2 protein-coding genes are annotated in these 388 nt (G+C 66.0%); both read left to right on the plus strand.

Translation table 11 applies throughout. From position 1 onward, the window contains the following. Positions 1-9 precede the first annotated feature (9 nt). Positions 10-177, plus strand: coding sequence for a copper-binding protein (locus C1J01_RS54440; RefSeq protein ID WP_500048309.1), 168 nt, complete (start codon positions 10-12; stop codon positions 175-177). Next, positions 174-388, plus strand: a 215-nt coding sequence (locus tag C1J01_RS54445; RefSeq protein ID WP_146616090.1) for an efflux RND transporter permease subunit, incomplete at its 3' end; no start/stop codon positions are given. The genes C1J01_RS54440 and C1J01_RS54445, both read left to right, overlap by 4 nt.

Genomic DNA, 388 nt, shown 5'->3' on the forward strand with positions numbered 1-388 from the left:
ATTCCATCGATTCAGTGGGGTGCCATGACGATGGAATTCGGGGCGCCGTCGGCAGGCCTGCCGAAGGGCCTGAAGCCGGGCGACCGGGTGCGGTTCCGCTTCCACCTGGACAAGGACGGCATGGCGGTCCTCTCCTCCGTCGCGTCCGCCAGCACGGATCAGGGAGGCAAGCCATGATCGCCCGGCTAATTCTGGCGTCCATCCGCAACCGCTTCCTGATCCTGCTGGCGACGCTGATGCTGACCGCGTGGGGATTGTGGGCCGTGCGTAGCACGCCGCTCGATGCGCTGCCCGACCTGTCGGACGTGCAGGTCATCATCCGCACACCGTTTCCCGGCCAGGCGCCGCAGATCGTGGAGAACCATGTCACCTATCCGCTGACCACCAC

The sequence above is a fragment of the Nonomuraea aridisoli genome, assembly GCF_003236395.1.
Taxonomy (GTDB): domain Bacteria; phylum Actinomycetota; class Actinomycetes; order Streptosporangiales; family Streptosporangiaceae; genus Nonomuraea; species Nonomuraea aridisoli.